The sequence below is a fragment of the Actinomycetota bacterium genome, assembly GCA_023488435.1.
Taxonomy (GTDB): Bacteria; Actinomycetota; Coriobacteriia; order Anaerosomatales; family UBA912; genus UBA912.
In genome coordinates this window covers 1-24,130 of sequence record JAMDCK010000058.1, presented here as the reverse complement: position 1 = coordinate 24,130, position 24,130 = coordinate 1, and the positions used below count along the sequence as shown (strand labels likewise).

The 24,130-nt window shown below is 62.2% G+C and carries 21 protein-coding genes and 1 riboswitch; of the genes, 11 read left to right on the top strand and 10 right to left on the bottom strand.

Going from position 1 to position 24,130, the window contains the following annotated elements; genetic code table 11:
• Positions 1 to 17: 17 nt before the first annotated feature.
• Both M1617_07930 and M1617_07925 read right to left on the bottom strand, forming a co-directional pair.
• On the bottom strand, positions 18 to 1,463 hold the full coding sequence (locus M1617_07930) for an HD-GYP domain-containing protein (protein MCL5888197.1): 1,446 nt from the start codon (positions 1,461 to 1,463) through the stop codon (positions 18 to 20).
• Positions 1,460 to 3,631: a HEAT repeat domain-containing protein gene (locus M1617_07925; protein ID MCL5888196.1), complete on the bottom strand. Its 2,172-nt coding sequence runs from the start codon at positions 3,629 to 3,631 to the stop codon at positions 1,460 to 1,462. The genes M1617_07930 and M1617_07925 overlap by 4 nt, the downstream gene beginning before the upstream one ends.
• 134 nt (positions 3,632 to 3,765) lie before the next feature.
• On the opposite strand from M1617_07925, the gene M1617_07920 reads away from it, so the two are divergent.
• Positions 3,766 to 4,425, top strand: a complete 660-nt coding sequence (locus M1617_07920) for a Maf family protein (protein ID MCL5888195.1) — start codon at positions 3,766 to 3,768, stop codon at positions 4,423 to 4,425.
• A 24-nt stretch (positions 4,426 to 4,449) separates the two neighbouring features.
• Here M1617_07920 and murJ read toward each other — a convergent pair whose 3' ends face one another.
• Genes murJ through M1617_07905 form a run of 3 tightly spaced genes read right to left on the bottom strand, consistent with a single transcriptional unit; the run spans position 4,450 to position 8,151 of the window.
• A complete protein-coding gene (gene murJ, locus M1617_07915; protein MCL5888194.1) occupies positions 4,450 to 6,024 on the bottom strand; it encodes a murein biosynthesis integral membrane protein MurJ in 1,575 nt (524 codons plus the stop codon).
• Between the two features lie 31 nt (positions 6,025 to 6,055).
• Positions 6,056 to 6,853 carry a class I SAM-dependent methyltransferase gene (locus M1617_07910; GenBank protein MCL5888193.1) on the bottom strand — a complete coding sequence of 266 codons (798 nt, stop codon included), beginning with the start codon at positions 6,851 to 6,853 and terminating at the stop codon, positions 6,056 to 6,058.
• Positions 6,850 to 8,151, bottom strand: coding sequence for a hemolysin family protein (locus M1617_07905; GenBank protein MCL5888192.1), 1,302 nt, complete (start codon positions 8,149 to 8,151; stop codon positions 6,850 to 6,852). The genes M1617_07910 and M1617_07905 overlap by 4 nt, the downstream gene beginning before the upstream one ends.
• A gap of 151 nt (positions 8,152 to 8,302) precedes the next feature.
• Between M1617_07905 and M1617_07900 the strand changes: the two genes are divergently transcribed.
• Entirely contained in the window at positions 8,303 to 10,282 is a 1,980-nt protein-coding gene (locus M1617_07900) for a HEAT repeat domain-containing protein (GenBank protein MCL5888191.1), read from the top strand.
• The gene (locus M1617_07895; GenBank protein MCL5888190.1) at positions 10,279 to 11,595 is read left to right on the top strand and encodes an HD domain-containing protein; all 1,317 of its coding nucleotides are present in this window, start codon (positions 10,279 to 10,281) and stop codon (positions 11,593 to 11,595) included. The genes M1617_07900 and M1617_07895 overlap by 4 nt, the downstream gene beginning before the upstream one ends.
• Positions 11,596 to 11,638: 43 nt before the next feature.
• Here M1617_07895 and M1617_07890 read toward each other — a convergent pair whose 3' ends face one another.
• Entirely contained in the window at positions 11,639 to 11,992 is a 354-nt protein-coding gene (locus M1617_07890) for a hypothetical protein (protein MCL5888189.1), read from the bottom strand.
• A gap of 209 nt (positions 11,993 to 12,201) precedes the next feature.
• Between M1617_07890 and M1617_07885 the strand changes: the two genes are divergently transcribed.
• Positions 12,202 to 12,642: an FKBP-type peptidyl-prolyl cis-trans isomerase gene (locus tag M1617_07885; protein ID MCL5888188.1), complete on the top strand. Its 441-nt coding sequence runs from the start codon at positions 12,202 to 12,204 to the stop codon at positions 12,640 to 12,642.
• 5 nt (positions 12,643 to 12,647) lie between these two features.
• Here the strand turns inward: M1617_07885 and M1617_07880 are convergent, their stop codons facing one another.
• Positions 12,648 to 14,072 carry a cell wall-binding repeat-containing protein gene (locus M1617_07880; protein ID MCL5888187.1) on the bottom strand — a complete coding sequence of 475 codons (1,425 nt, stop codon included), beginning with the start codon at positions 14,070 to 14,072 and terminating at the stop codon, positions 12,648 to 12,650.
• 186 nt (positions 14,073 to 14,258) lie between these two features.
• Positions 14,259 to 14,906 (bottom strand): hemolysin III family protein, encoded by a 648-nt coding sequence (locus M1617_07875; GenBank protein ID MCL5888186.1) that lies wholly within the window; start codon positions 14,904 to 14,906, stop codon positions 14,259 to 14,261.
• 74 nt (positions 14,907 to 14,980) lie between these two features.
• On the opposite strand from M1617_07875, the gene M1617_07870 reads away from it, so the two are divergent.
• Positions 14,981 to 17,296: a cell wall-binding repeat-containing protein gene (locus M1617_07870; GenBank protein MCL5888185.1), complete on the top strand. Its 2,316-nt coding sequence runs from the start codon at positions 14,981 to 14,983 to the stop codon at positions 17,294 to 17,296.
• Here the strand turns inward: M1617_07870 and M1617_07865 are convergent.
• Together M1617_07865 and M1617_07860 are read right to left on the bottom strand one after the other, a co-directional pair.
• Positions 17,289 to 18,158, bottom strand: coding sequence for a DMT family transporter (locus tag M1617_07865; GenBank protein ID MCL5888184.1), 870 nt, complete (start codon positions 18,156 to 18,158; stop codon positions 17,289 to 17,291). The genes M1617_07870 and M1617_07865 overlap by 8 nt on opposite strands.
• Positions 18,159 to 18,201: 43 nt before the next feature.
• Positions 18,202 to 18,879 (bottom strand): sugar transferase, encoded by a 678-nt coding sequence (locus M1617_07860; GenBank protein MCL5888183.1) that lies wholly within the window; start codon positions 18,877 to 18,879, stop codon positions 18,202 to 18,204.
• Positions 18,880 to 19,064: 185 nt separating this feature from the next.
• Between M1617_07860 and M1617_07855 the strand changes: the two genes are divergently transcribed.
• From M1617_07855 to thiE, 6 genes are all read left to right on the top strand, one after another.
• On the top strand, positions 19,065 to 20,294 hold the full coding sequence (locus tag M1617_07855; protein ID MCL5888182.1) for a DegT/DnrJ/EryC1/StrS aminotransferase family protein: 1,230 nt from the start codon (positions 19,065 to 19,067) through the stop codon (positions 20,292 to 20,294).
• Between the two features lie 26 nt (positions 20,295 to 20,320).
• Positions 20,321 to 20,450, top strand: a riboswitch (TPP riboswitch).
• 79 nt (positions 20,451 to 20,529) lie between these two features.
• A complete protein-coding gene (thiF, locus tag M1617_07850) occupies positions 20,530 to 21,339 on the top strand; it encodes a sulfur carrier protein ThiS adenylyltransferase ThiF (GenBank protein MCL5888181.1) in 810 nt (269 codons plus the stop codon).
• Between the two features lie 10 nt (positions 21,340 to 21,349).
• The gene (gene thiS / locus M1617_07845; protein MCL5888180.1) at positions 21,350 to 21,550 is read left to right on the top strand and encodes a sulfur carrier protein ThiS; all 201 of its coding nucleotides are present in this window, start codon (positions 21,350 to 21,352) and stop codon (positions 21,548 to 21,550) included.
• 6 nt (positions 21,551 to 21,556) lie between these two features.
• On the top strand, positions 21,557 to 22,363 hold the full coding sequence (locus tag M1617_07840; protein ID MCL5888179.1) for a thiazole synthase: 807 nt from the start codon (positions 21,557 to 21,559) through the stop codon (positions 22,361 to 22,363).
• On the top strand, positions 22,360 to 23,487 hold the full coding sequence (gene thiH, locus M1617_07835) for a 2-iminoacetate synthase ThiH (GenBank protein MCL5888178.1): 1,128 nt from the start codon (positions 22,360 to 22,362) through the stop codon (positions 23,485 to 23,487). Before M1617_07840 ends, thiH begins: the two co-directional genes overlap by 4 nt.
• A gap of 65 nt (positions 23,488 to 23,552) precedes the next feature.
• A partial coding sequence (gene thiE / locus M1617_07830; protein MCL5888177.1) for a thiamine phosphate synthase occupies positions 23,553 to 24,130 on the top strand: 578 nt, incomplete at its 3' end.

The following is a 24,130-nucleotide window of genomic DNA, read 5'->3' as shown; positions in this document are numbered from 1 at the left end:
ATTGGGGAAACAAGATATCAGAGATAATCGCTAACATCTATGTTGAGGTCGTGTGGGTCCAGGACGGCAGTGACTGCAAGTCCGCTTTCAGACGACAAGTCGACAGTGTGGCCGTCGACCATTGTACCATCCTGCTCCGTTATCACTTTGACTACCGGTTTGAGCAGGTCGTGAGTGCTCGGACGCAAGACAATCCCTACTCGGGAGTCCGAAAGCCGCACCACCGACCTAGGTGGATATATACCCATAATCAACGTGAATAGTCGCGTCAATGTGGGGTCGAGAGCGACATCGCCACTTTCCGCAAGGATCTGCATCGCATCGACGGCGGTTCGAGCCGAGCTGTATGCCCGCCGAGAGGTCATGGCGTCGAAAGCGTCGGCGACCGCCACTATGCGTGAGGCCAAATGCTGTGGTCGACTGTTCGTCACGTTGGGATATCCGTTACCATCGTAGCGCTGGTGATGCTCAAGGATGATCACCAGCGCGGCTTTGTCCAACCCGGGAATCGAAGCGGCCTGAATCGCGCCCGCAACCGGATGGTTCTTGATGGCTGTCCACTCCTCGGCGGTTAGAGGCCCGGGCTTGTTCAGTAGATCCAAGCTGATGGACATCTTCCCGATGTCATGGAGTAGCGCACCCGTCCCGAGCGAGACGAGGAACCTTGAATCCTGCGTGAGAGTCGAACCGAGCGCGAGCGACAGAATCGCAACATTCGCACAATGGTAATAGGTGTACTCGTCGTAGCTCTTCAGGCCCGCGAGCTCGAGCATCGCGTACCTGTTCGAAACCACGTTGTCTACAAGTGAGCGCACAAAACCTCTGACCATGGCCCCGTTGACCGTACGATTACGACTTATCAGGTGATCGACTTCTCTCAGAAGTCCAATCGCGTCGTCATAGGAAGCACGGGCATCTTCAGGGGTCAGATTCGATTTCTCGATGGTTCGCAGCGCCTTGACCGTCCCAACAGAGATGTTGGTGACCTGCGCCTCGGAAAGCATGCGGGGCAATCCCCCAGCTATTGCGGCGCTGTGTGCATCCGTGGCCATGATCGAGACTCCGCGAGTCAGTTCGGACACGGTCAGGCCGCGGCGGAAGACGATGCTCCCTACACCCAGTGCCATCAGGTCTCTGATCAGCTGATCGAAGATGACGCTTTCTTCTGGAAGGAACTGCTGACCGAAGTGAAGCTCGCTCTTGTATAGTGCAATCTCTACGTCCACGCCTTCTCGGAAGAATCTGTCGAGTGCATCGAAAAGCCCGGCCACAGTCGCTTCACTAGCGGGATGATCCGAGGCATAGAAGTGCACAGTCTTTCGTGCGCCGTAGAACCTAGCCAACAAATCACGGACGCGCTGTATTTGATTGAACGAGTAAAGCGTGGCCGCTACCGAAGAAGTCATCTCTCCGGGTTCAATCGATCCGTTGCCCATAACGTCAGTGTCTTGTTGCTCTGTCACTGCGCATCTCTCCCTGGCTGGTGATCCTGGTTGTTGATTGCGATCAGGGCCTCTTCGGCGGCAACCTTCAATTCACGCAACCGAGCTGCCCCGCGCAAACTCCGGCGACCGAGCAACTCCTCGAGAAGCGGCACCGCATCTTTCGATCCTATTGCTCCTAACGCTCCAATCGCCTCAATCCGCGCAGGCATCTCGCGGTTGCCCATGCCCTCGCCCGCAGCGACTTGTTTCAGTGCCGGCACGGCAATCACGACATGGGCCATTCCCAGGTAGCGCGCAGCCAACTGGACGTTGGAAACATCGGAGTCTCTGAGAGATGCTACAAGCATCTCCTCGGCAGCTTTTGTCTTTACGCCGAATAGTGCACGGATGGTCTCGCGCCTGACTCTGGGGTCACTATGTCGCAGCGTCTTCTCCAGATACCCGAGTATCTCAGCTCGCCTGGTTCGGCCCAAGATGTGGACGACGTTGCGCACAAAGTACCATCGGCTGTCACCTGCATGAGCTCCGAGGCTGTCGAGTCCGAAATCAGCCCGCGCCGCAATAAGATCGACGAGAGTCTTCCTGGCGGCGCGATCCGGCTCATCGGCTAGCGCCTCCAAAAGCGGTCGGATTGCAGAATCCCCGAGGGCGTCTAGCAGGCGTAAGCAGGCGTCGTGTTCGGGGGTTCCGTCTCCGTAGACCCGCACCGCCATCGCTATGGCGGCCATCTCTTTGATTCCGGCAAGCCGGTTGAAGGCAGCGCGTACTCGAGCGACTCGCTCAGCGGGAAACTCGGGGTCTGCCAGCAACCCACCCAGGATCGAAGCCACATCTGCAGCGACTTGGTAATCTCCACGCGCGATCGTCACCTCAAGGTTGTCTTCGAGCTGTGACATCATCGACGAGAACCCTTCACCCGTAACCTCCGAGGCGACTATGAGCGCCATGGTGAAGACCACGTCGCCATCGGTGATTCCCGCAAGGGCCTCCTCCTGCAAAGATGTGACGGCGGAGTCGTCCATAAAGTCTCCGACTGTCATCTTAGGAGTGAGTTCCAGCAACTCAAGTATTGAGAGCGACTCAGAATCAGCGTTGGTTTGCGACCCGTTGTCTGCGATCTTCAGGCGAGTCGGCACCGCTTCTTCGAGTATCGCCTGCGTCTCGGCGGGAGAGTAACCGGCTGTTAGCATCGCAGCTCCTGCCGAACCCAGAATATCCTCGCGAGAAGCTTGGGAAAGGTACACCAGGTTGCGAATGGCCCTAGCGATTCCGGCTGCCGAAGCGGCACGACGATCGGAGCCCTCTGTCAGGACGCGGAACAACTCGTCAACGTCCATCTGCCTAACCAGATTGGCAATCGCATCGTCGGTGCGAACGCCAGGCAATAGCACATGGGAGAGCGCAGCATACCGGACCTCTGCGCTTAACTCCATGATGGCCTCGGCGAGATTCCTGAGATTGGATGTGCGCTCAGAGTCCTTTGCGCCGTTCGCTGCCTGCGCTAATTGCTCGATTCTCAGGCTGCGAGCTACCTCCGCCGGATCGATCCCTCGATCAGCGGTGGTCTCGGTGAAGTAGCCGCTTATAACCTGCTTGTCGCCGAGGATCCTCACAAGGATCCTCTGGTCCCTTGGCCTTCCGGCGCTGGCAGCCTCCAGTATCTCTCCCACCTGTGAAGGGGCTGGCGGCCACTCCTCGGAATCTGCTTCGCTCGCAGACTCTGTGGCCATGTCACTCTCAACGATGAGAGTGGTGGCTTCGATGACGGTGATGGAGTGGACGCCTCCGTCCCACAGTCTGGTCTCAACTCCGCCAGCCGCGAACAGGTCGGAGGGCATCGCTTTGAGTGCCTCAAGGAAGACGAGCACATCGGAGGAGGCCGTCCCTGGATGAAAGCGCACCTCAGCTATGCGGCGCTTGTACAGCTCCTTGGCGAAAGACTCGAATGCGGACTTGCCCTCGAAGACGACTTGCCCTTCGAAGATCAGCCCTTTTTTTGACACGACCAAGTTCATGTTGGCGTGCTTGCTGAATATCTGGTCTAGTAGCTTTACGATCTCATCGGCGTTTTCGCGTGGAACGCTACTGGAGATTGGATAGAGCGTAACAGCCTTCATTGTGATCACGAGTTGCTTCACAAAGCGCTCGATGACTACCGGAACACTCGGGCTATCCTTGGAGCCCACAGGCACTCGCCTCCTAACTCGCCGAACTATCCCGACGAAAAGTCCAGTTCGCCCGTCGCCTGCTCATTATACTGGAGGACGACTTAACGAATGCTATCATTTGGCGCATGGCAGTCTCTCTGGAGAATATAGTCTTGGCGAGCGCTTCGCCTCGCCGAAGGCGACTACTCGCCTGGCTCGGCCTCCGCTACCAAGTGTTGGCCACCGATTCGCCGGAATCACTCGACTCTCCCCTAGCGCTCGACTCGCCGGCTCTTGCGATTTCACTCGCCTTAGAGAAGCTCGAAGCAGCGGGTGCTACCGTCACTGACAACAGCCTGGTCATGGCTTTCGACACAATCGTGGTTCTCGACGGAGAGCTACTTGGAAAGCCTACCGACGAAGCGGATGCTCGTCGGATGCTGGCGGCGCTTGCAGACCGCACCCATCAGGTCGTGACCGGGTGCGCGATGCGCCATCGTGCCAGCGACTTCAGCGTGCGGTTCGCGGTCGTAAGCGAAGTCCGCATGCGAGCGCTGCCCCCCGAACGCATCAACCGCTGGCTGGCGAGCGGGGAGTATCTCGGATGCGCGGGGGCGTACAACATCGAGAACCAGATCGCCGAAGTGGGGCCTGGTGACTGTTTCCAGAACGTCGCAGGTCTGCCCCTGTGTCATGTGTACTCGGCCCTGAGGGAGGTCTTCTCGGCAGACGTTGGCGGTGGTGGGCGCCTCGGACTGCTCGACCCCATCGCCAGGTGCGACTCGACGCTCGGGCGCACTTGTAGGCTCGGACCCAGTGTGGTTGGCGGGTAGACCCGGAGTCCCCAGCTGCGTCTCCTAGGCTTGAGGCTTCGGGCGGAACAGCTTCGCCTTGACTCTGTCGATCAGGTTGGTCAGTTCCTCGGTCTTGAGCAGCGCCGCCACTCCGAAGTAGACCGCCGCTCCGAATACCATCAGGCCTGCCAGCTGGGCCGCCTGGTCAGTCGTCTGCGTCATGTCCAAGAGTGGCCGACTGTAGACATACCCTGCCCACACCACAGCCGACATCGCCACGGCTGAAGCCATCGCCTTCATTGTGGAGCGCAGGATGCGTCCACCATCTAGGTGTTCGAGCTTGCGACGCAGATAGAAGGCGAGCATTAGGAAGTTGAGTCCCGCCGCGAGGCTGCTCGCCAGCGCCAGTCCGGCATGGTCCATGTACCGCACGAGAATCAGGTTGAGGACGATGTTCAAGGCAATGGCCCACAGGCCGAGTTTGATCGGAGTTATCGTGTCTTGCATCGCAAAGTAGACTCGCACGATCATCACGTTCGCGGTGTGCGCTACGATGCCCAGCGAGTAGTAGAAAAGCGCCACGGTCGTCATCTGGGTAGCAGTGGCGTCGAAGGCACCCCGCTCGAAAAGTAACCTGACAACGGGTTCGCTCAGGACCAGCAGTCCAGCGGTGATCGGAATGACGATGAACCAAAGCAGACGCAATCCTTCCGAAAAGGTGCGCCTCAGCTGACCAAAGTCCTGCTTGGATGCCTGTTCGGAGAGGAAGGGGTAAACGGCCGTCGCCACTGCTCCGGCGAAGATGCCCACCGGAAGCGACATGATCCTGGTGGCGAAGTTCAGGGAGGCGATGCTGCCCTCGGCGAGACCGGAGGCGAGCATGCGGTCGACCAGCAGATTTATCTGGCCGGAAGCTGAGCCCACGATGAAGGGCAGGATCAGCATCCCGATTTGCTTGATGGCCGGGTGCTTGAGTCCGCTCAGGGATGCGCGGTAATATCCGCGATGCCCGAAGAGTGGGACCAATAAGACCATCAGGTGGGCTGCTGCACCAGCAACCACTCCAACCACGAGCCCGGCGATGCCCATCCTGTCGCCCAGAAGCAATGCACCGGCGATCATCCCGAAGTTGAAGAGCAGCCCAGCGAAAGCTGGTGCCATGAAGTGCCGATATGCGTTGAGGATCGCTGCTATCAGGCCGGTCAGGGCCGTGAGGACGATTGCCGGGGTTAGCATCTGCGACAGCCTGATTGCGAGTTGCTGCGTCTCGGGGGCCAACCCGGGGCCGAACAAGGGGACTAGGAACGGTGCTGCGACCAAATAGACCACTGCACTGACCAGCAGGAAGATGATCGCTAGATTGAGCACTGTGCTGGCGATACGCCAGGCTTCCTCCTCGCCGGCATTGACCCGGTACTCGGTGAAGACGGGGATGAAAGCGACAGTGATCGCCCCGGCCACCATTCCCGCAATCCCCATGGGGAGTATCGATGCGATCAGGTAGGCGTCGGTGTACGCAGTCGCCCCGTACTGATAAGCGATGACGATTTCGCGCACATAGCCGAGCATCCGCGAGAGCACTGTGCCTGCGATGAGCAGGACGGTCGCTTGCGCTATACCCTGACGACTGATCTTCACTGGCCGCCTCTCTGCCTGACGATTCCCGCGTTCAGGATGCGCCTCCCTTGGTCGCAGTCACAATGATCGACTCGTCCTTCTCGGCGTCTAAGGGCTTGCGTTCGTGATTGCCGAAGACCCTGACCTCGGTGAATCCGGCGTGGTGAAGCTCGAACTCGAGAGCGTCGTGAGGGATGAAGGTGTGCGGAGACCTTCGGCGGGAAAGCTGCCACTCTCCTTGCTTGTCGCGAACGAGCGTCACGAAGTCGAAGTCGATGTGCTCGCCGTCGGGCGGATAGTCGATGACACGCAGGAAGACTTTCGTGCCTTCCTCGGTATCGCGAAGGACTGGCGGGACGATGCGTGTCCTCGAAGCCGCCAGCCGAGAGTGGTTTAGCAGATGCAACACGAGTACTCCGCCCGGCCGCAGTACGCCGAAGAAGTCGGCGATGGCGGCGCGCAGGCCTTCCGCACCGTTCACGTGGGGTAGTGCGTTGCCCGTGCACACAAGAGCGTCCACGGGGCCAATCCCCTTGGCCTCCAGCTCGCCGAAACCCCCTCGGGCAAGCTCGACTTCCCCTCCGGCCGAAGCAAACGACGCCTGGGAGACTGCGATGTTGATCGCAGCTTGAGCGAGCATCGAATCGTCAGGATCGATGGCGATCACCTTCATGCCCCAACTTGCGAAGAGCAGCGAGTGGCGTGCGCTTCCGGCACCGACGTCGGCGACGGTCTTCGCCTCGGCCTTGGCGAACGCCCAGCGGAAGAGAGGTGCCTCGCGTTCGAGTCGCTTGTTCCAGTCGACGAACTGGTCGTAATCGGAAGCCGGCGCTGGGTCATCGAAAGTCATCTATCGGTCCCTTCGGCGGTCTGTACCAACACCCGGGCGATCCTGCGGCGCCTTATCGCTTGGACGGTGAAACTCACACCGTCTTCGAGGACGACTTCACCCGGCACCGGGATGTGGCCTAGCTTGACGAGCATCCAGCCTGCCAGGGTCTCATACTCGTCGGACTCGGCGATGGGTAGCCCCATCTGACGCGCGTACTCCACAGAGAGACTTCCGTTGATTACCCAGCGCCCCGGTCCGAGCTCGAAGACGTCCCGGCTATCCGGATCGAACTCGTCAGCGACCTCGCCGACTATCTCCTCGACGATATCCTCGATGGTAACGAGTCCAGCAGTGCCACCGTGCTCATCTACGACGATTGCCATGTGGTTGCGGGTCCTGCGCATCTCGGAGAGTAGCGGGAGGATACCCTTGGTCTCCGGGATGAACACCGGCTGTCTGGCAAAAGCACTGACCGACTCCTCGAGACGCTGCGAAGCAGCGGGTTCTACCAGGTCTTTCAGGAGCACGACGCCGGTGATGCTGTCTGGGTTGCCTCGGAAGATGGGCAGGCGCGAAAATCCTGACTTGCGGAACGCCGGCAGGGCCTCCCCGACGGTTGTGTCGTCCTCGATGAGCGACATGTCGACTCGCGGGACCATGATCTCGCGCACGACGGTATCGCCGAGCTCGAAGATCTCGTGGATCATCCGTTTCTCTTCGTCGAGCAGGGTGCCCTGCTCCGTCACCAGGAGCTTGATTTCCTCTTCCGAGACACCCGGTCGCCCCTGGCCTGGCTTGACGCGAAGGATCCGCGAGACCATGTCGGTGGATCGCGTGAGAAGCCACACGACAGGGCTCGCGATTCGCGCGAGCACCGTTATCGAGGCCGCGACGAAAATCGCGACGGGCTCGGCACGCTGCAGGCCGAGACGCTTGGGCGCGAGTTCACCCAGCACCAGCGTCAGGTATGAGATTGCAAGCGTGATGGTGAACAGCGAGAATCCTGCAGCCCAACGGTCGACCCACCCGATGCCGAAGCCGCGTAACCACTCGGCGAGCGGCTCCGCAAGATTGACGGCCGCTGTCGCAGAAGCCAAAAAGCCGACGAGCGTGATTCCCACCTGGATGGTCGCAAGCAGGCGCGACGGGTCCTCGAGAAGCGCAATGGCTGCCACGGCGCCGGCCGATCCCTCTTCGGCGCGTTTGAGCAGGATCGCCCTGCGTGCGCTGATGAGAGCGATCTCGGCGGCTGCGAAATATGCATTCAATCCGAGCAGGCCGGCTATGAGAAGGACTTCTGCGAGGTATTCACCCATGTGGTGCATGTTACCAGTCTGTGCCAGCGCCGTGGTGTTCATGGGCGCGATTTGGGCAAAATGCCTGCAGTACTGTACTCCAATAGCCGATGAAAGAGGCATCGATGTGATAGATTTACGCTGACTCGAAGCACCGGCCTTGGGCGGAAAAATGGATCAAGACACACACCGAGTGCTTGACGACGTGGTGCGCGGGATTGCGGCGGCCAGTAAGGTCCTGCGTCTCTACCCGCCGTCGAGCCCTATTCCCCGGCAGTCGATTGAGAGTGCCTCGGCGGCGCTGACCCGCTTCTTCGAAGCCGCCACCATCCTGTCTCTCGCGGTCTCCCGCGACGGTCTCGACTACCGAGGCGAGCCCATCGCCGTGAGCGTGCCTGGCGCCAAAGACATCGCGGCTTCGCTGCGCTCCCACGACATCGCTGAGCTCGACATCTTGCCAGGGTGCACCGCAGAGGAGCTGATTGCCCTGCTCTCCCTGCTGGAGCGCGATCCGGCCGAAGTGCGTGCCGAAGGCGGCCTCGGTGCCTCGCTAGTGACCTCGGGCTCCCAAAACATCCGTGCCTCCGAGGTCCGGCTGACGGTCGTGGAGGATGTGTCGCTTGTTGCCGACGCAAGTGACGAGGACTTCCTCCGCAAACTGGCCGACGATCCGGACCGACTGGCCACCTGGATGCTGGCCGCCGCCTCGAGCGGATCGATTGCCTTCGCCGAAGGGCTGCAGGAGCTGAATGGTGCTGCACAGGGAGTCAGTGGGACGACCCTTCGGCAGAACCTGGCTGCTGCATTCCAATTACAGCCCGCGGAGGGCAAGGACATGCTTCTGGGCCTGGGCCTAGAGGCCGGCGCCAATCGTGACCTAGTCGGCGGAGTGCTGAGTCACCTTGCAGATGTCGACCTGGCCGGGGCCCTTACCTCCGGACTGTACGGTCAGAACATGCTCTCCCTCTCCAACGCCTTGGCGAACTTGCCGCTGGAAGATCGCTCGGAGGAAGTCTTTGGGGCCGTCCAACAGATTCTCGCAGACGGCTCAGTCTCCGAGAAAGAGCGCGGCTTTCTCTCACACATGATGGAAGCTCGGTCGCGCCCGGAGCCCGAGCTCGCCCTGACCGAGGCGGATGCTGCGTACCATCGGGTTGCAGAGGCCGCGCGCATCGGTGACGACGAGCTTTCAGCGGCTCGCGAAAAGACCCTCGAATCAGCACGGGGGCGCTTCGGCTCGGGCATAACGACGATGCTCACGCTGCTCGATCAACAGACGGATTATGCGCTGTATTGCGAGGACCTACGGGGTCTCGCTGCACTAATCCCGAGCTTGATTGAGGACGGAAAGCTTGATCTTGCCGTACGCGTGGTTAGAGAGCTCGGGGTTCGGGCGACTCGGACGACTCATCCCTGGCCCGACCTCAACGACCGAATTCGCGACGCCATCGCACATGCCTTCTCGGAACAAGCGATGTCCGCATTGCTCAACTCCGTCATTGCGAGCGAGGAAAACCACCACGGCGCCCGCGAGATGACACGCCTCGCAGAAGGCTCCGCCGACTCGACCCTCATCGGAGCCGCAATCGCACTCAAGGCTCCCGGGATTGCCGCCGCCGAGTCCATTCTCGGCAGGAGGGTCCTCGATCTTCTGGCTGCATCCGTGTCCGCTCTGCAGTGGTTCCAGGTCGCCCCGGTCGTGCAGCGCCTCGCCGAGGACCTCGGCCCTCGGTCCATCCAAGCGATCGACCAGTTGATGGCCCGTCCCGACGCACAAACCCGCCGAGAGGTCGTGACCGGTCTTGCAGCTGCAAACACCGAATCCAGCATTGGCATGCTCGCTGATCTTGTAGCCGATCCAGACCTGCAGGTGAGCCTCGCGGCTGTTCAAGCTCTGGGAAACAGCGCTTCTCCGCGAGCGGCACTTCAGCTTGCATCTCGGCTCAAGGCACTCGACGTTGACACCAGGGACTTCCCGATGGCGCGCGAGATCATCGGTGCACTGGGCAAGCTTCGGTTCCCGGAGGCTACAGAAGTCCTCAACCAGATTTCTCGCCGAAAAACACTGATCAAGCGCGGTCACCATGCTGAAGTCCAGGAGCTTGTCAGGCAGGCTATTGCCAAACATGCGAGTGCAGGAGGCCCGATGTGAACCTCGCAGTTGACTTGGTAGGAGTGCTGGCATCCGGCAGGAAGGCCGCTCAGCTCTACCCGCAAACACATCCGGCCTTCATGACTGCAATCGATGCCGTCGTTGCTGCGGTCAGCCGGGCAATCGTAGACACGCCCGTCACGCTCAACCTGCACCAGGGACACCTCTACCACGAGAGCACGATGGTCTCGGACGACACTCACGGGGTCGCCTCTATCATTGAGGCATTCGAACAACGCAAGATCGAGAGTCTCTCGTTGCATCCCGGATTCGACTCGAAGGATGCAATCGCCCTGGTAGAGGTTTTGGGCTTGCGCCCGTCGCCGGATCTCGACATTGAGAACGAACTGGTGGTCCGAGGAGCAACCAGGGTCAACCTGGCGTTCCTCGCTGGCGAGGGTGATCTGGGCCAGGTCGAGCGCAATATGATCCGGGAACGCAATCTTGAACTTCGCAGCCGAATGGTGGCTCAACTATCCTCAGCGAACGCCAGTTTTGCTTCACACACGATGCCGGACGTGAGCGAGCTCGATCGAACCGTTGCAGACGTGACCGCCAGGCTGCTAGAAAATACCGCCGCGACGCTGGCCATCGCCGCGGCAGGTGGCGGCAACGCAAATCTCATGCACCATTCAGTGAACGTGATGATTTACTCGCTGGCTCTAGGAGCGGCACTCGGATTGCCCGAGGAGGGACTCTCGTCACTGGGCGTCTCGGCGTTGCTCCATGATGTGGGCAAGTCCGACATGAAAGTCGACGACCCATCCCAGCTAAGGGCGATGTATCTGCTACATCCACAAGTCGGAGCCGATATCCTGTCCAGGAAGTCTGAAAAAGACCCCACTCTGATGCTGGTCGCTTTTGAGCACCACATGAGTGTGGACGGAGGCGGATTTCCAGCTCGCGATGCGAACTACATCACCCATCCATTCAGCAGGATTGTCGCCATAGCGAATCGCTATGCAAATCTGACCGGCGGGTCGAGTGAAACCCCTCAACTCACGCCTGATAGGGCCATCCAGGTGATACTCGCTGAGAGTGGAACGCTCTTCGACCCCCTTTTCGTCCGACTGTTCGCCAAAGCGATGGGGGTCTTCCCAATAGGATGCGTGGTAAGGCTCTCCGACCACTCCGTGGGAATCGTGAGCGAAACCGGGGCCGACTCCCTGCGCCCGGTAGTCAGGGTGATCTATGATTCAAGGGGATTGAAGCTTCAGGAACCTGTAGAAACCGCGCTGGCCGAGGGTGCCGTCACGATCGTTGAGGTCGTCGATCCTGAAAGCCTGGCACTTACGGTGGGCGATCACCTGTAGCCTGAGTCGGCTCGGCTGACACCGATTGCGAGCTTGTATTCAGTCAGTCCTGCCGAGGTGTCACTTTGTGAAGCACCAGTGCAATCAGAGCAAGCCTGCGACTACGGTCCTGACAAGCCTCGACGAAGGCTTCGGCCAAAGCTCGCATCTCTGGACTAGGTCGCCATCGCAACAGCCCCCCAGCGCACTGGATGATACCGTCGTCGCAAAGCAAGACGACTTCCGGCTCAAGCTCATCGACCCTGCGCCCCAGCCTCGATGCAAGCGCATTCATATCCAATACCGCATCGGGGTTCCTATGGAAAAACACAAGGATGTCCCAACTCAGGAGCGACCTGACATGGCGTTCAACGAACTTGATTACAGAAGGTCCCAGCACCCACTCAAGATCGTGCATGCTCGCCACCATCTTCGGCCGTCAGTGATAGTGCGTTCATCGGGCACGCCCACTGCCTGAATATATGGTTCAGCAATTCTCCCCGCCGATCGATCCCGTTAGCAATATAACCCACAAAAGAATACAATATCAGCTGCTTGCTCAACACATCAAATAGTAATTGTTCCTAAATTGTTTTCGTACCTCCTAACTTTCGAAAGTGAGCGCTCATGAGCCTTCCCAGCGGTGTCAAGGTCAAGGTCCACTACACCGGCACCCTCGACGACGGAAGTCAGTTCGACTGTAGCCGAGACCGAGAGCCGCTGGAATTCACCCTGGGAGCCAATGAAGTGCTGCCAGGTTTCGAACACGCTGTCGCCCAGCTCGAAATCGGTTCCTCCACCATCATCACCCTTCCTGCCGAAGAGTCCTACGGGCCTCATCACGCCGAAGCAACTCAAACTGTTCCCGCATCAGCCTTTCTCGAGCCCCCCCAAGTGGGGGCGATTGCCCATTTCGTCGGCCCAGACGATCAGCCCCTCGCCGCTACGATATCCGCTGTCGACGACGAGCTGGTTACCCTAGATTTCAACCATCCTCTAGCGGGCCAGAACCTCACATTCTCTATCGAACTAGTTGAAGCCACAGGACATTCTGACACGACCCTCTGACATCATCATCGACTCATAGCCGACAGGGGGCGCTGTACTTCCATACTGAGGGCGCCTGTGCCCCCGAATATTTGAATCTCCCTGATGTCACGGTAAGCTCCTCGTATTGCGATATCCGCACTTCTATGGAGATCCGCTCTAGTTGAGAGCAGAATCACTCCTCGGGTAGCGCCAACCGCAACCCCGCCCGTAAGCGCATCGGCGAAGTCCTCGCCTGTAGCAACACCCACGGTCGTATACTCTACTATTCCTCTTGCCGCGCCCCACGAAACCACTATCACTGCGGTGTCGTATCGCGTCAGCCCTGCTGCCCTCGTCAGACCAGGGATGCTTCTGCGCAGTTCGCTGAATACTCCTTCGCTGACGGCACCAACACCTCCTGCAACGAGTCCCGCTGAGAAAGCGTTGCGCGCCAGGAAAGCACGCGCTGTCGCAGGGACACTGCCCGGTCGCACCAAGACGATGGGCGTACGACTCGAATATGCCAACGGGCCCAGCGAAACAGCGTCGGCAAAAAGGTCTCCGCGCGCGAAGAATATCTGCCCGCCAAAGGGTGCGCCGCTTCGCCGAGTCAAGACCTCCGAGGCAATCATGGTCGAGGTCTCGTACCGATCCACTCCTCCGATGCGTCTCACAGTGACGCCCAATCCGCGAACCGTGTCTGCGACTCCGGTGTGAACGGCACCAGTTCCGCCCACGATAATCACTTCCGAAGCGCCTAGACGCAAAATCTCCGCTCTAGTTGATGCCGGCAGAGCATTTGGGCGCGTCAAAAGCACAGGACCCGAATTCACCCCTGCCAGCCCCGAAGCCGATAAGGCATCTGCGAAACCTGTCCCTGTCGCCAATACAACCGTACGAGCTTGCGGGAAATTATGCGCCGAAGCGATGGCTGCCGTCTCATAGCGATCGGCACCACCTAGCCGCACGATTCTAGGACCCGCCACTGGGTTCACGGTGACCCGAACCGTAACACTCCCCGCTGCGGTCACCGGCACTGTCGAGGCGCTCCGCGGCGCTGGCGTCAGCCCATAGTCGACTCGGATCGGGAATGCGGCGGCGTCCATAAGTACGCCTGGTGCCTCTACGAGCCTCACGTGCAGGATCCTTCCGCCTTCAGGGGCAAGGATTGGTCCGCGGACCCGCTGCCACGGAGCGAACTTGTCGTCCCAGGTGTAGTAGAGGATTCCAGGAGAGAGTGGAACCAACCTGATTGTCTTTGGACTTCGGCTCCATCCCAGCACCGCATCCGGAAGGGCAGGGTTGGTGAACAATGCTATGTGCCCGGCCCCATCCGTCCGCGCAACCGCCGCCTGTGGCACAAAAATGGGAAGGCAAAGAGCGACAAGAGCCACCAGCAGCCCCGCCCTCGACCGAAAATGTTCAAGCCTGAACTTCGCGCCCAACACAGCAGCGCGAGAACTTAGCATGCCTAAGCTACCTCTCGAAACGACATCATAACCACCAAGATTATCGACACCCTCGCTGCGCGATTAGAGATGCCGAGAATCAAATGGGCCATAAACGAAGTCGAGCGGTAGTTGAGGGGGCTGAGCGGGCCTAATACGCGCTTAGCGGGACTACAGAGGTGGCCGAAAGGACCAAGGCGCGCGACCTCAGAGGACGAACAGCAGAATCGCCAAGAAATGACACACGCTTCCAGCGAGGACGAATACATGCCAGATGGTATGCGTGTAGGGAATCCGCTTCAGGACATAAAACACCGTGCCGAACGAATACGCCAATCCTCCCGCAACCAGTAACCAGAACCCTGCTGGGGCCAGTATTCGGTAGAGTGGCTCTATGGCGAACACCGCCGTCCAGCCCATCGCCATATATATAGTCACCGAGATCCATGCGGGCCTGTGAACCCAAATCACCGAAACCACTATCCCCGCTATCGCCATCGCCCATGTGGCTCCAAAGAGCCACCACCCGCCCTCATACCTAAGGGTGACCAGCGTGAATGGCGTATACGTGCCCGCGATCAACAGGTAGATCGCTGAGTGATCGAAGATCTTGAACAGATGCTTGATCCTCGGCCATGGAAAGCTGTGATACAGGGTTGAAGCCAGGTAGCCGATGACCAAAGTGACCCCATAGGTGATCGCAGCACCAAGTTGCCATCCATCGCCGCCCTGAGCAGCAAATACGACTAGCAGCGTCAGCGCTGCAATCCCTAAAGCCACACCTAGACCGTGGCTGATGCTGTTCGCTATCTCCTCGCCCAAGCTATAGGGTCTGGGCCTTTTACTTCCGTTCATCGAATAGTCACTCATCCCTGATACCTGCAGTGCCGATAACCACATTGAAAAGCCCAGAAAAGAAAGCCTTCACAATGATAATCCAACCGTCAATAACCGAGACCGACATGCGCCGCACAACAAGCGGCCTGGTGTTCATAGCCCTTCTGAGTTTAGCCGTCCTGACCGCACTTGTCGCCCCTGGCAACGCGCAAGCGATGCTCGAGCCTTTGACCTTCCGCGACCTCGTCCAGGAGTCAAGTGCTGTCGTTCTTGCGGATACGACATCCGTCCAATCGCGCTTGGATCTCTCGGGGAATCCGGTCACTGATGTCCGGCTGACCGTTGTGCGCACGCTACATGGACAGAGTTCGGATGACCACCTGATCACCATCCCTGGTGGCGTCGTGGGCGACTTCGTGCAGCATGTTACCGGCCAGCCGATGTTCGGAGTCGGCGATAGAGTGATCCTGTTCCTCGATGGCTCTGGTAGGGTCGTCGGTGGTTCCCAGGGCCGCTTCGGCGTACATGCCGACATGGTGCTTGAGACCGGTGAAACGCTCGCTGCATTCACACAGCGCCTTGCAGCAGCCGCTAGAGGCCTTGAAGCTGCCGATGCGCCCGCTCCCGCTACCACCGCTGCGGCCCAAAGTAGCGTCGGTGCACTGAGTGCCGCCAGCGTTTCTGCGGTATCGCCTTCGTCGGTCCCTGGTGGGGCCGGGGCAACGGTGATCATAACGGGCTCTGGCTTCGGCACGACACCCGGGCGCGTCGAGTTCTCGCACGGTAGCTCGACCAACAACTCGGGTCGCATAGTCCGCTGGACCGCAACATCGGTAGAGGTCGAGGTTCCGGATGCTGTCAGCTCCGGTCCGGTCAGGGTGAGGACCTCGGCAGGCACCCTCTCGACTCCGGTCAACATCACGATTCCCTACTCGCTCAATGGGATGGCATGGACTACACGGACCGTCCCGTTCAGCATCTCCTCGGCGGCTCCAGCCGGATGGCAGACGATGGTCCGCAACGGCGCAATCGCCTGGAACGGCCTTGCGAACTTTGCGTTCTCGCAGTCATCTGCGGTAGCCGCACCGCAGCGCGGAAACAGAGTGAACGAGGTCTGGTGGGGAAGCACCGGTGCAAACGGTCACCTGGCTATCGCGAGTCTCTCGTTCTTCCGCGATACAGACAACAACGGCGATGGATTGAACGACATGGTTGAGGCCGACATCATCTTCTCCAGCGATTTCGCGTGGGGTGACGGTAGCGGCGGAACCTTCGACATACACTCCGTAGCGCTCCACGAGTTCGGTCACTGGCTCTCGCTCGATGATCTCTACGGAACCGCCGATACGCAGAAAGCGATGTTCGGTCGGATAGCTCGCGGTGCGCAAAGGCGCGCTCTGACTGCCGGGGACATAGCCGGCATCCGGGCGATCTATGGAAACACCGCTGCTCAGGCTCCAACAGTGGCTCGCATCGCAGGTGCGAACCGCTACGCGACCGCTGTGCAGGTCTCGCGGGGGACATTCACCCCGGGATCCAGTCGCACGGTGGTCATGGCCACGGGGCGCAACTTCGCTGACGCTCTTTCGGCTTCGGGCCTGGCCAGCATCCATCAGAGTCCGCTGCTGCTGACGAGTGGAGTCGGGGCCGTCGTCGAGCCCGAGGTCCTCCAGGAGCTCAGGCGACTCGGTGCGGGCAGCATCATCCTGGTTGGCGGCACCGGCGCAATCTCCTCCGGTGTTGAGAATGCGCTGCGCACAGAATTCGGTGAGGTTCGCCGCATCGGCGGACTGAACAGGTTCGAAACCGCCGCGCTGGTGGCCAGGGAGGTCGCCGCACCTCGGGCCGGATCGGAATATCGCGGCGAGGTCTTTATCGCCCGCGGTGACGCCTTCGCCGACGCCCTTTCGGCAGCTCCCTACGCATACTCGCAGGGCATGCCGATTCTGCTGGTCCTACCCAACGCGATGCCCGAGCATACCGCCAACGCACTTGCCGAGATAGGCGCGACATCGGCGGTCGTGGTTGGTGGCCAGGGTGCTGTGGGGTCGGCCGTGACCAACGTGCTCACGCAACGAGGTGTGACCTGGAGGCGAATCCAGGGAGCCTGCCGATTCACGACCTCCGAGGCGCTGCTGCGCGAAGCGGTGGCTCGCGGATGGACCTCAAGCAACGTGGTCGGCCTGGCGACTGGTGACAACTTCCCCGATGCACTCGGTGGCGGAGCGGCTGCGGGTGCCCGCAACGGCGGCCTGCTTCTAACTCGAACCTCTGCGCTGCCTCCGAGCACCGCCTCGTTGCTTCGCGAGCTGACCCCGGGACCTTCGCGGGTCGAGATATACGGTGGTCGCGGAGCGGTGTGCGACACGGTGGTGACAACGGTCAGAGGGCTTTGGGGGATCAGGTAGTCCTCGGTCGCTTGTCATCGACGCCCCACATGTTGACTATCACCACTCCTGCCAGCGAGATCGCTCCCCCTGTCAGCGCCAGCCATGTGGGAATCTCGCCGAGCCAAAGCCATGCGATCCAGATCGCATTGACCGGCTGGAAGTAGAGAAAAGTCGACAGCAAGCTCGCCGGCATGCTGGACAGCGCGCGATTCCACAACATGTAGGCGATGGCCCCGGGGAACACTCCCATGAACAGCCCGGCCCCCGTGGCGGACCACTCGGCGTTCGGGATTTGCGCGATGAGTCCAGGCGCGAAGACGAGCATCGGCAACGTCCCCGCCCAGATCGCCCACGTGGTGAACTCGAGTGCCGAATACTTGCGCAACGGCCGCTTCGCGACGATGAAGTACAAGGATGTGGCCATTGCAGCCAGGAGGATCACGAAGGCGTTGGGATCGAGCTTCACGCCGCCGCCTTCCCCCAGCGTGATGAGGACGACGCCGGAAAACGCGATCATCAGCCCAAGCCAGCCCCATCGCGTGAACCGCTCTTTGAGGAAGAACGCCGAAAGGATGGCGGTGAACACCGGACTCATCGAGATCAGCAAAGCCGCTGCGCCAGCTGTTACCGTCTGCTCCCCTATGTTGAGCGCGACATGATACGTCGTGATGCCGAGGAACCCGGCCGCGAAGATGACCGGCAGGTCCTCTTTGGCAGGAAGCCTCATCTTGATGGCTGCCGCGTACACCGCCAGCACTACTGATGCCGTCCCGAACCGAAGCAGGGCGAGTTCACCCGGGCCATACGACTCCAGCCCCGCCTTTATCCCCGCGAACGCGGATGCCCAAAGGAGCAATGCGACCGCGATCGAAAGCCACATCCACTTGTCTTGTCGCCAGTCCGTTGCGGGCGCTCCAGTTGATTCAGATTGCGGCATCCGGGTCCTTCCTTGCGGGTTCGGCAGGTGTCGTCGCCGGCGATGTGGGCGAAGGCGACTCCCCTGGAACGGAGCCTCGGAAGGGTTCTGTCGTGGCGTGCCCGACCTGGGAGATTCCGTCTCGCCTGAGGACCTTCGCTGCGGTCATCGCGAGGATCTTGAAGTCCAACGCGAGTGAGCGGTTGTCCACATACCAGACGTCGAGGCGGAACTTCTCCTCCCACGAGACCGCGTTTCGGCCGTTGACCTGGGCCCACCCTGTAATCCCAGGCAGTACCTCGTGGCGTCTGGCTTGCTCGGCGGTGTAAAGCGGCAGGTACTCAACGAGCAGCGGCCGAGGACCCACTAGGCTCATGTCACCCCGCAAGACGTTGAAGAGTCCTGGCAGCTCATCGATGCTCCATTGACGCAAGAAGCTCCCCCATCTGGTGAGGCGCCGCTCGTCGGAGGAAAGGTCGGCGGATGGGGCATCGCCCAAGGTCATCGTACGGAACTTGTAGATGTGAAAGATGCGGCCACCTTGGCCCACGCGCGGCTGGATGAAGAGTACCCCCGGTCCCAAAGTCGCCCGGCTCACCAGGGCTACGACCGCGAGCAGCGGTGAGAGTAGAAGAAGGCCTGCAGCTGACGCCGCGATGTCGATGAGGCGCTTTACCACTTGCAGCCGGACTCCTTCGGCGAGAGACACTGGGCAGGCGATCGCCTGCAATAGCTGATTGTCATCCTTCTTGCCGCGAACAGGCAATACCCTACAGGAGAATCGCCTCGGTTCACCCGCCGCCACCATCTTCGCCAAGCTCTGATATAGTGACGCACGATGGCAACACCTCAATGCCGAGGAGACCCAAAATGCCTGCTGAGCACGATCCCGTACTAGCTGCCGAAGGCGGCCGTCCCGTCCGCACCGAGCCGATGCCTCCCTGGCCCGCCTTCGACGAGCTCGACATCGAGGCGGTATCGCGGGTGCTTCGCTCCGGGCGCGTCAACTACTGGACCGGCGACGACGGCGTTGCGTTCGAGACCGAGTTCGCCGAAGCGCACGGAGTCGAGCACGCGATCGCAATGGCGAACGGCACCGTGACGCTTGAAGCTGCCCTGGCCGTGCTCGGAGTCGGCGCGGGCGACGAGGTCGTCGTCCCAGCGCGCACGTTCATCGCGACTGCCAGCGCTGTTGTGGCGCGCGGCGCCGTGCCCGTGATCGCCGATGTCGATGCGGGAAGCGGCAACGTCACCTCGGCGACCATCGAGGCGGCGCTCTCGCCGAGGACACGCGCGGTGATCGTGGTGCACCTCGGAGGCTGGCCGTGCGACATGGATCCGATCATGGAGGTTGCCTCGGCAGCGGGGATCGCGGTCATCGAGGATTGCGCGCAGGCGCTGGGCGGGCGGTACAAAGGGCGTCCGTTGGGGACCTTTGGGGCGTTCGGCTCGTTCTCCTTCTGCCAGGACAAGATCGTGACCACCGGTGGCGAGGGTGGGATGCTCATCACGTCCGACGCGGAGCTGTTCGAGCGCGCCTGGTCGCTCAAGGACCACGGCAAGTCGCGTGCGCGATCCCGCGCTGCGGCACCCGCTGGGAGCACCGGATTCCGCTGGCTGCACGACTCCTTCGGCACCAACTGGCGCATGACCGGGATGCAGGCAGCGCTCGGATCCCTCGCGATGCGCAAACTCGAGTCGTGGGTGGAGCGCCGCCGGCGCTCGGCGGGTATGCTCGACGACGCATTCGCGGGCCTCGAAGGGCTGCGCCTGGCAATCCCGGGGTCCGAGTCCTTCCACGCCTACTACAAGTACTACGCGTACGTCCGCCCCGAGCGGCTCGCCGCCGGATGGGACCGCGACCGCGTGATCGCCGCCATCGCCGCCGAGGGAGTGCCGTGCTTCAGCGGCACGTGCCCCGAGATCTACCTCGAGCGCGCGTTCACCGAGGCCGGGTTCGGCCCTGCCGAGAGGCTGCCTGTCGCCAGGGAGTTGGGCGAGACCTCGGTGATGCTGCTGGTGCACCCCACGCTCGGTGACGCCGACATCGCCGATACCGCCAAAGCGGTCCGCAAGGTCATGGCCGTGGCGACCGGGTGAGCGGCATGCTATAATCCCCCCAACTGAATACCGATCGCGGGAGCTGCTGTAAGCGGCTGAGAGGGAAAGTGAGACTTTCCTACCGTTCGAACCTGAAAGACGCGCAACGAGCGCGTTCCGGGTAATGCCGGCGCAGGGAGAAGGACCACCTCAGGTCCCACTTCATCGCCGCTCTTAGGAGCGGTTTTGTTTTCTACAGCGAGGTCTCGCGATCACGAGTCGAAGCGAGACCAGCATGCAGATCCACATCAACGAGAGGCCGGTGCACCTGCCCGACGGGGCGACCGTCGCCCTCGCGCGCGACCGCACCAAGCCCGACGCCGACATCCTGATCGTCAACGGCTTTCCTGTGCCCGCCGACCACATCCTCGCCGCCGAGGATCGCCTCACGCTCATCCGCCGAGGCGAGATCCCATCTGCCGATGAGCTCGAAGCGCTGCTCGTCGCCCGCCATACGCCCGGAGTCCACGCTAAGGTGCGCTCGGCGGCCGTCGGGATCGCGGGCGTCGGCGGCCTGGGGTCATCGGTGGCGCTGGCTCTTGCCCGCACCGGGGTCGGGCGGCTTGTGATCGCCGACTTCGACGTGGTCGAGCCTTCCAACCTCAACCGGCAGCAGTACTTCGTCGACCAGATCGGCGAGCCGAAGGTCACCGCCCTCGCGCACACGCTCGCTCGAGTCAACCCGGCCGTCGAGGTCATCGCGCATCACGTCCGGCTCACGCCGGAAAACATCGCCGGGCTCTTCGGCGAGGTGGATGTGATGGTCGAAGCCTTCGACGACGCGCGCCAGAAAGCGATGCTCGCCGAGGCGTTCCGGCTGGCCCGCCCTGGCGTGGCGCTGGTCGCGTCCTCGGGGCTCGCCGGCTTCGGGGCGGGCAACGCCGTTCGCACCCGCGCAGCCGGGCGCGACCTGTTCGTCGTGGGCGACGGCACCTCGGCGGCGCAGGTCGGCAACGGGCTCATGGCCCCCCGGGTCGGCATCGCCGCCCACCATCAAGCCAATGCGGTCTTGCGACTGCTGCTCGGAGAGGATCCCGTCCAGTGAAGGAGCCATCATGAATCTGACAGTCAACGGGGCCGTGCGCGAGTTCGCCGAGGCGATCTCAGCCGCCCAACTGCTCGACGCGCTCGGCATCGACGCCGAGCGGACCGCGTTCGAGCTCAACGGCCGCGTTCTCGCGCGCGACGAGCTTGCGGCGACCGCACTTGCCGAGGGCGACTCGGTCGAGGTCGTCCGCTTCGTGTCGGGGGGCTGAACGATGATGTCGACGCACACGCCCGCACGCACCCCGGCGGATCCACTCGTCATCGCAGGCAGGAGCTTCGGCTCCCGGCTGCTGCTGGGGACCGGCAAGTTCGGCTCGCCGACTCTCATGCGAGCCGCGATCGAAGCCTCCGGTGCCGAAATCGTGACCGTGGCACTTCGGCGGGTAGACCTCGGCGATCCGGCTGATGACCTGCTTGCGCACATCGACCGCGAGCGCTTCCTGCTGCTGCCCAACACGAGCGGTGCGCAAAACGCCGATGAGGCCGTTCGACTCGCCCGGCTCGCGCGCGCCGCGGGATGCGAGCCGTGGATCAAGCTGGAAGTCACGCCTGATCCGTATTATCTTCTGCCCGATCCCATCGAGACCCTGCGCGCGACCGAGATCCTCGCCGCCGAAGGCTTTACCGTGCTGCCCTACATGGGCGCGGATCCGGTGCTCGCCAAGCGCCTGGAGGAGGCCGGGGCCGCCGCGGTGATGCCGCTCGGCGCTCCCATCGGCACCAACAAGGGCCTTCGCACCCGCGACGCCGTGGGCATCATCGTCGAGCAGGCCACGCTGCCGGTGATCGTCGACGCCGGCCTGGGCGCGCCGTCGCACGCCGCCGAAGCGCTCGAACTCGGTGCCGACGCAGTGCTCGTGAACACCGCGATCGCGGTCGCAGGCGACCCGGCGGCCATGGCTCGCGCCTTCGCAGGAGCCGTGCGCGCTGGGCGCGAGGGCTTCCTCGCCGGGCTGGGCTCGCAGCAGGACTCGGCGGTGGCATCCAGCCCGCTCGATGGCGTCCTCGGGAGGCTATCGTGACCTTCGCCGATGAGCTTGCTCGCATCGAGCGCTCCAACGCCGCCGCGATAATCGACTCTGCGACCCCCGCCGACGTCAGGCGCGCGCTTGCCACTGAACGCCTGACCGAGCGCGACCTCGCCGCGCTGCTCTCGCCCGCCGCCGAGCAGATGCTCGATGAGATCGGGGGGCGCGCCCGCGAGACCACGCTTCGGCACTTCGGCAGGACGATCGGGCTCTACGCGCCGCTCTACCTCTCGAACGAGTGCGACAACGAGTGCGCTTACTGCGGCTTCAGCGCCGCCAACCGCGTGCCCCGCGCCACACTCACCGACGAGCAGGCCGTAGCCGAGGCCGAAGTGCTGCGCGACCGGGGCTTTCGGCATGTGCTGCTGCTCACCGGGGAGTCGCCCCGCGCGCTTGACGAGGCGCGGCTCGCCCGCATCGTGGCGCTGCTGCGTCCGATGTTCGCCTCGGTGTCGATAGAGGTCTTCCCGATGGCCGAGGACGGCTACCGCACGATGGTCGCCGCCGGGGTCGACGGGCTGACGCTCTACCAGGAAACTTACGACCGTGCGACCTACGCGAGGCTGCATCGCTCCGGCCGCAAGAGTGACTTCGACGCCCGCCTGCTCGCGCCCGGGCGCGGGGCTGCCGCCGGGATGCGCCGGGTCGGGATCGGCTGCCTGCTGGGGCTCGCGGACTTCCGCCGCGACATCTTCTGCGCGGCACTGCACGCGGCTTGGCTCTCGCGCCGCTATTGGCGCACGCACGTCACCGTGTCCTTCCCGCGCCTGCGCCACGCCGAAGGCGGTTTCGCCGCCGCCGCGCCCGTTACCGACCGCCAGCTCGCGCTCGCGATCTGCGCGACCCGCATCTTCCTGCCGCGCGCGGGCCTGGTGCTCTCGACCCGCGAGACCTCGGCGCTACGCGACACGCTACTGCCCTTCGGCATCACGCAGATGAGCGCGGGTTCGTGCACGCGCCCGGGCGGCTACCTGCACCCGGAGGAGGTCGCCAACGAGGCGCAGTTCAGCGTCGAGGACCACAGAACCGCCGAGGAGGTCTTCGCCGCGATCCGCTCGGCAGGCTACGACCCTGCGTACAAGGATTGGGACGCCGAGCTTGCGGGAGGTGCGGGATGAGCGACTCGCCGAGCACCGCCACACGCGCCGCCGGCCCCGGCTCGCCCGTGAGCGGCCTCTACGTCGTGACTTCCGAGCACCCCGAGCTGGGGCGCACACACCTCGATGTCGCGCTTGCGGCGATCGAGGGCGGCGCGCGCGTCGTGCAATACCGCGACAAGCTCCGCCACGGTGCCGACCTGCTCGCGATAGCCAGCGCGATCCGCGAGCTTTGCGCTTGCCGCGGCGTCGCCTTCGTGATGAACGACCACGCCGACGTCGCGATGGAGGTCCGCGCCGACGGCCTGCACCTGGGCCAACGCGACCTGGAGAGCCGCACCTTGTGGCGCCCGACGTGGGACGCGTTCCTCGGCATCACGGCGTGGAGTCCGGAGCTTGCTGCCGAGGCCCGCGAGCTCGGGGCCGACTACATCGGCTCCGGGCCCGTGCGCCCGACGACACTCAAGACGATGACGCGCGAGCCGCTGGGCTTCGATGGGCTGCGCGCAATATGCGAGGTCGGAGTGCCAGTGGCTGCGATCGGCGGGCTCGGGGTGGCCGACGTCGCCGCGGTATTTGGCGCCGGAGCTTCGGCGATGTGTGTGATGTCCGGCATCGGCGTTGCCGCCGACCCACAGGAAACCGTCCGCGAGATCGTCTCGGC